This window comes from Pseudomonas sp. (assembly GCF_050739935.1).
GTDB lineage: Bacteria > Pseudomonadota > Gammaproteobacteria > Pseudomonadales > Pseudomonadaceae > Aquipseudomonas.
Genome location: NZ_JBOICF010000119.1, coordinates 24,787 through 31,270, shown reverse-complemented (window position 1 = coordinate 31,270; position 6,484 = coordinate 24,787). Strand labels below are relative to the sequence as shown.

Below are 6,484 nucleotides of genomic sequence, written 5' to 3'. Positions count from 1 at the left end.
ATCCATTCGAGGGACTTCCGGTGGCGCCAACGTCGGCAGCGGCGTTTTGACCCAGGCAGTCACGCAGCAATTCACCCAAGGATCGTTGACGACGGGAACGGGTCGCGACCTGGATCTGGCCATCAATGGCAGCGGCTTCTTCATGCTGAGCAACAACGGCGAGAAGCTGTACACCCGTGCCGGTAACTTCCACACCGACACAGCGGGCAATATCATCGACAACGCCGGCAATAACCTCCAGGGTTATGGCGTCGATGCCAATGGAACAGTGACTTCCGGTGTGCTGACCAATCTCAAGGTCGACACATCGAACATGGCGCCGAGGGCCACCTCTACCATTTCGATCAAATCGAACCTGGACTCTTCGGCTGCCGTTGTGACTGGCGCGGAGTTCGATCCGAAGACCACCAGCACGTATACGTCGACTTTCAGCACCCCGATTTACGACAATCAGGGCAATGAGCACACGCTCGACCAGTATTTCCGGAAAACTGGCCTCAACACTTGGGACATGTACACGTTGGTGGACGGTCGAAATATCTCCGACCCATCCACGACTACACCTCAAACCACGCAATTGTCCTTCGACTCGTCGGGCAACCTGATCACGCCGACACCGACCAATCCGGTTCCGGATCCCAAGCCGAACGTCACGGTAAACAGCGACGGCACCTTCAGCCTGAATAACTGGGTGCCGGGGGCCGCGACCACAGCAGGTGGTACTGCGACCTGGGCCGCTAACGGCGCTTCCGGTTCTGCTGCCATGAAGCTGGACATGCTGGCCACTACGCAGACTAACGCCGCCGCTGGCGCCAGTTCCAAGGTGCAGGACGGTAATTACACCGGCCAGATCAGTGCAATGAACGTCGACTCTACCGGTAACTTGTTCGCCACTTATACCAATGGCGAATCGCGCGTTATTGGTCAACTGGCCTTGACTACATTCGCCAACGTGCAAGGACTGGCGCCAGCGGGTGGCACCATGTGGCGTGAAACCTACGCCTCGGGTATCCCGGTCACCGGTGCGCCGGAATCCGGTACGCTGGGAAGCATTACCGGTTCTGCGTTGGAAGAATCCAACGTCGATCTGACCGGCGAACTCGTTAACCTGATCAAGGCGCAAAGCAACTACCAGGCAAACGCGAAAACGATTTCGACCGAAAGCACGATCATGCAGACGACCATTCAAATGGTGAACTGATCCTCGCGTAATACGCTTCAGGAAAGCCCCTCTTCGGAGGGGCTTTTTGCTATAGGGATCAGAAGCGCCCTTGATCTTTGCATCTCTTGCCCCCGGTTCAGACATGGCCCGAATGTGGCCCGGGTGCAGAATCCGTACTTCTCTCAACGCCAGAAAAACGCGATAAAAAATGGCGTTAAACATCAAGAGCCGTCCCACTCCAGAACTAGAAACTTCCTACTTTCGTCGATGCGAGAATCACATTCGCTGACAAATGAATGCGCTTGAACCCTCTGTTCAGTCGCATCCGTTTGCCTGCGAAAACCAATGCATTGACGAACGTGTCGTGGAAACGACTCAGGGAGTGTTCATGTCATTCAACATCGCAGTAGCCGGATTGAACGCAGCGCATAAACGGATGGAAGTAGCCGGCAACAACATCGCCAACGTCGGTACCACCGGCTTCAAATCTTCCCGTGCCGAATTCTCCGCCGTGTATTCCTCATCGGTCCTGGGCAATAGTCAAAATGCCGTGGGGGACGGAGTGCAGCTGGCCAGTGTCTCGCAGAGTTTCGCTCCCGGCGGCGTCCTGTCGGGCACAGGGCGAGCGCTGGACATGCGCGTCCAGGGTAAAGGCTTTTTCGTCATGAGCGACAACGGCGCCATCAGCTATGGTCGGTCCGGTGCGTGTCATGCCGATGCAGAAAACTACATCGTCGACTCCCACGGCAGTCGCTTGCAGGGTTACGGTGTGAATGCCGACGGCAAGGTGATCAGCGGAGTGCGCACCGACCTGAAGATCGAGGGCGGGAGCATTGCGCCCAAGGCAACGAGCAAGGTCGAGCGCACGTTGAATCTGGATTCCGCCGCAGCCTCTTTGGCTGCCATTCGCCGCTTCGACGTCAACGACCCCACTACCTGGACACGCATGACCACGCAGACGATTCAGGATGCCGGCGTGCCGGAGGTGAAGGAAGTGAAGGGCAAGGACAGCAACGGCAATGACATCATCATCACTCCCGCCCAAGCCGCAGTCCCCCCGCAAGATCACCAGCTCCAGCAGTATTTCGTCAAAGTGGATGACAACAACTGGACTTCGTACATCCTCGTCGACGGCGTCAACCCGTTCAATCCTTCCAGTTCGGTGCCGCTGGAAGTCGGCTTGCAGAAATCTTCCCTCGGCAAGCTGTCGATGACCGGTGCCACGGCGGCGGTGAAAGTGACTAACGACACCGAGCTTTCGCTGCAAGATTGGCGTCCGGCGATGCAGGTCAACGGCCAGTGGAAACCAAGTCCGGCCGCCAATGCCGGGCCGATCAAGTTGCCGCTGGTGGACGCCAGCGGTCCTTTACTGGATCCGGCCGACGCCGCGATCTCGCGTCCTGTTCCAGCGTTCGATCCAACTGACACCACCACCTACAACAAGGCTTGGACAGCGGGGGTATTCGACAGCTTGGGCAATCAGCACCTGATGACCCAATACTTCGTCAAGGACGGCAACAACAGCTGGAAAATGCACCTGTTGATCGACGGGCGCAATCCGCAGGACCCCACTCGGACCGACCCCATGACGGCCAGCGTGCTGTTCGGCTCCCATGGCTCGATGCAGTCCCTGGTGGGTAGCAGCGGCCTGACCGCCGCCGACAACAAACTGACCCTCAGCGGCTGGGTGCCGGCCAAGGCGCTGGACGGCGGCGATGCGGGTAGTCGCTGGGCCGGGAACGGTGCAATAGGCGATCCCGGAGGAATCGTGCTGGATCTCAGCAAGTTGACGCAGCATCAGACGGGCATGGGAAGTTCAGGGCTGGTGGCCGATGGATATGCGGCAGGGGAGGCCAACCAGCTGTCCATCGACAAGAGCGGGATCATCAGCATGAACTTCAGCAACGGTCTGCATCGCAAAATCGGCCAGGTCATGCTCGCAACCTTCGCCAACGAGCAAGGCCTGAACCCGATCAGCAACACGCGGTGGGTGGAAACCTATGACTCGGGCGTCGCCAACTACGACACGCCGGGGACTGGCAATCTGGGCAGTATCGTCAATCAGTCGCTGGAAGGCTCCAACGTCAAACTGACTGAAGAATTGGTGGAGTTGATTCAGGCGCAGACGGCCTATCAGGCCAACTCCAAAACCCTCTCAACGGAAGCGGAGTTGATGCAGACGTTGATCAGGGCTACCTGAGTCCGGTTTGTAGCAGTACGGCTTGCCGGCGGTGGCGATCGCAATGACGTCACCGCCAACAGAGGATCTACAGGTCATGCGGCGCGACGAGATCTGGCGTGTGTCGCTATCCACTGTAAGAGGCTGGCTTGCTGGCGAACTGCAACGTGTCAGTTACAGGTAGGCTGCCTGACACACCGCGGTTCGCCAGCAAGCCGGTTCCTACGGGGTGGGGTTTGACGCAAAGAGACGGGTCTGCAACAAGCCCGCAATAAAGCGCATTTCAGATAGAACAATCCGACTTCACAAACCGGCCACTGACCTTGGTCCACCCTTTGCCAGGGCTGGTCTGGGCGCAGACGGTCTTGTGTTTGCCTTGCCACAGGTAATAAGGCGCGGGCGCTGCAAGCGTCAGGGCCGAGCAGGCGGCGAGGGCAAGGATGAGGGTGAAGCGCAGACGCATGACAATTTCCTGTTGGCGAAAGCCGATTGGGCGAGTCGTTGCAATTATCGCTCCTGCGGCGAAATTTTTTTGGCGGCCGTGGCTGCCGTTTCTGCAGAAAGTGGCGGTCCACTGTCGCGGCCACCTCCAACGCTGTTGGCAAAGCCGGTTATGGCCCAATAACCATTGGCAAATCAGCGCTTTGTATCACGTCTGAAAAACTGGTTCGATTATTGCTAAGACCTCTGCAGTACAGCTACAGGCGGCAAGCGTCTGTCGGAGGAGGAAGACTGTGGACAAGTTGCTTTACGTGGCCATGAGCGGTGCGTCGGAAAACGCCATCGCGCAAAAGGCCCATGCCAACAACCTGGCGAACGTCTCGACCAACGGGTTTCAGCGCGACCTCGAACAGGCCCGCTCGATGCCGGTGTTTGGCGAGGTCAACCCGTCGCGCGCCTATGCCATGAGCGAACGTCCGGGCACCGACTTCAGTCAGGGTTCGATGATCGACACCGGTCGTGATCTGGACGTTGCCGTCAAGGGCAATGGCTGGATGGCCGTGCAGACCCCCGACGGCGGCGAAGCTTACACCCGCACCTCCAGCATGAATATTGACGCCCTCGGCGTGTTGCGTGATGGCAATGGTTTGCCGGTCATGGGCAACAGCGGGCCGATTGCCGTGCCACCTCAGCAGCAGATCGAAATCGGCGCCGACGGCACGATCAGCGTTCGCTCCCTCGGCGAGAGCCCGCAGGTCATGGCCGAAATCGACCGCATCAAGCTGGTCAAGCCGGACCTTAAGAACATGGAAAAAGGCCCTGACGGTCTGATGCACACCAAAGACGGTAAACCGGCGCAGGCCGATGCCGACGTACAAGTGGAATCCGGATTTCTGCAGTCGAGCAACGTCAATGCCGTCGATGAAATGACCTCGGTCCTGGCGTTGTCCCGTCAATTCGAACTGCATATCAAGATGATGAAGACCGCTGAGCAGGATGACGAGTCGATGGCTCGCGTCTTGCAGATGGGCTAATGACTGACAGCTTGCGCCGACAATTAGGCGCTCGAGGAGATTAAGAATGCTTCCGGCACTCTATGTAGCTAAAACCGGCCTGGCCGCTCAGGACATGAACCTGACGACCATTTCGAACAACCTGGCCAACGTCTCGACCACCGGTTTCAAGAGTGATCGCGCCGAATTCCAGGACCTGCTTTATCAGATCAAGCGTCAGCCAGGTGCTCAGTCCACTCAGGACAGCGAGCTGCCTTCCGGTCTGCAACTGGGTACCGGTGTGCGCATCGTCGGCACGCAGAAGAACTTCACCGCCGGTAGCCTGCAAACCACCAATCAGCCGCTGGACATGGCGGTCAACGGTCGCGGTTTTTTCCAGATCCGTCAGCCTGACGGCACCCTGGCGTACACCCGCGACGGTACATTTCATCTGGACCAGAACGGCCAGATCGTGACCGCCAACGGCTATGCGCTGGAGCCTGCGATCGTCGTTCCGCAAGACTCGCAGACCTTCACCGTCGGCGAAGACGGCACCGTGTCGGTGACCACTTCAGCCAACGCCGCAACGCCACAGATCATCGGCAACATCCAGACCGCCGACTTCATCAACCCGGCCGGCCTGCAATCCCAAGGCGGCAACCTGTACCTGGAAACCGCTTCCAGCGGCGCTCCGCAAGTGGGTACTCCGGGGCTGAACGGTCTGGGCGTGGTCAAGCAGAACACCCTGGAAAACTCCAACGTCAGCACCGTTGAAGAGCTGGTGAACATGATCACCACGCAACGCGCCTACGAGATGAACTCCAAAGTGATCTCGACCGCCGACTCGATGCTGCAGTACGTGACACAAAATCTGTAACAGGGATCTGAAAACGAGACCTGCAACGCCTGATGTCCTGCGAGAAACACCTGATCAATCCGATGGGGCGCCTGAAAAGCGCCTGCTACACCGCGAGGTTTTAAGTGTCATGAAACGGCTTTCTGTATTGCGGCTTTCCCTGTTGGCAGCACCGCTGTGCGGTATCGCGCTGTTAACCGGTTGCGTTGCGCCTTCGGCCAAACCCAATGACCCTTACTACGCGCCGGTGTTGCCACGCACGCCGCTGCCTTCGGCGGCAAACAACGGCTCGATCTATCAGGCCGGTTTCGAGCAGAACCTGTACGGCGACCGCAAGGCCTATCGGGTCGGTGACATCATCACCATCACCCTGTCCGAGCGTACCGCGGCCAGCAAGGCGGCCAGTTCCGGTATCAGCAAGACCAGCAAGACCAGTCTGGGCCTGACCTCGCTGTTCGGCGCCGGTGTCAGCACCAACAATCCGGTGGGCGGCGGCAACCTGAGCCTGGACGCCGGCTACAGCGGCGATCGCGCCACCAAGGGCGACGGCAAGGCGGCGCAGAGCAACAGCCTGACCGGTTCTATCACCGTGACCGTGGCTGACGTGCTGCCCAACGGCATTCTGTCGGTGCGCGGCGAGAAGTGGATGACCCTCAACACCGGTGACGAGCTGGTGCGCATCGCGGGTCTCATCCGTGCCGATGACATCGCCACCGACAACACCGTGTCATCCACTCGCGTGGCCGATGCGCGGATCACTTATTCCGGTACAGGTGCGTTTGCCGATTCCAGTCAGCCAGGCTGGTTCGACCGATTCTTCCTCAGCCCGTTGTTCCCTTTCTAATAGCGGGATA

6 protein-coding genes are annotated in these 6,484 nt (G+C 58.8%); 5 read left to right on the top strand and 1 reads right to left on the bottom strand.

All coding sequences use genetic code 11. The features are described 5' to 3' along the window. Positions 1-1,201: flagellar hook protein FlgE (gene flgE, locus ACRER8_RS24065; RefSeq protein WP_431748680.1), on the top strand; the 1,201-nt coding region annotated here is incomplete at its 5' end. A gap of 349 nt (positions 1,202-1,550) precedes the next feature. After that, entirely contained in the window at positions 1,551-3,362 is a 1,812-nt protein-coding gene (locus tag ACRER8_RS24060) for a flagellar hook protein FlgE (protein ID WP_431748679.1), read from the top strand. A gap of 262 nt (positions 3,363-3,624) precedes the next feature. Here ACRER8_RS24060 and ACRER8_RS24055 read toward each other — a convergent pair whose 3' ends face one another. After that, positions 3,625-3,804 (bottom strand): hypothetical protein, encoded by a 180-nt coding sequence (locus ACRER8_RS24055; RefSeq protein WP_431748678.1) that lies wholly within the window; start codon positions 3,802-3,804, stop codon positions 3,625-3,627. A 271-nt stretch (positions 3,805-4,075) separates the two neighbouring features. Here ACRER8_RS24055 and ACRER8_RS24050 point away from each other — a divergent pair, with 271 nt between their 5' ends. The 3 genes from ACRER8_RS24050 (at position 4,076) to flgH (ending at position 6,474) form a co-directional block, all read left to right on the top strand. Beyond that, complete coding sequence (locus ACRER8_RS24050) at positions 4,076-4,816, top strand: flagellar basal body rod protein FlgF (RefSeq protein WP_431748677.1); 741 nt, start codon at positions 4,076-4,078, stop codon at positions 4,814-4,816. Positions 4,817-4,862: 46 nt separating this feature from the next. Next, complete coding sequence (flgG, locus tag ACRER8_RS24045; protein WP_431748676.1) at positions 4,863-5,651, top strand: flagellar basal-body rod protein FlgG; 789 nt, start codon at positions 4,863-4,865, stop codon at positions 5,649-5,651. A gap of 109 nt (positions 5,652-5,760) precedes the next feature. Next, positions 5,761-6,474, top strand: coding sequence for a flagellar basal body L-ring protein FlgH (gene flgH / locus ACRER8_RS24040; RefSeq protein WP_431748675.1), 714 nt, complete (start codon positions 5,761-5,763; stop codon positions 6,472-6,474). The last annotated feature ends 10 nt before the right edge of the window (positions 6,475-6,484 follow it).

What these genes read in the sequence shown, in the direction of transcription:
- flgH (WP_431748675.1), top strand. Translation starts at nt 5,761, where the DNA reads ATGAAACGGCTTTCTGTATTGCGGCTTTCCCTGTTGGCAGCACCGCTG.
- ACRER8_RS24055 (WP_431748678.1), bottom strand. Translation starts at nt 3,804, where the DNA reads ATGCGTCTGCGCTTCACCCTCATCCTTGCCCTCGCCGCCTGCTCGGCC.
- flgG (WP_431748676.1), top strand. Translation starts at nt 4,863, where the DNA reads ATGCTTCCGGCACTCTATGTAGCTAAAACCGGCCTGGCCGCTCAGGAC.
- ACRER8_RS24060 (WP_431748679.1), top strand. Translation starts at nt 1,551, where the DNA reads ATGTCATTCAACATCGCAGTAGCCGGATTGAACGCAGCGCATAAACGG.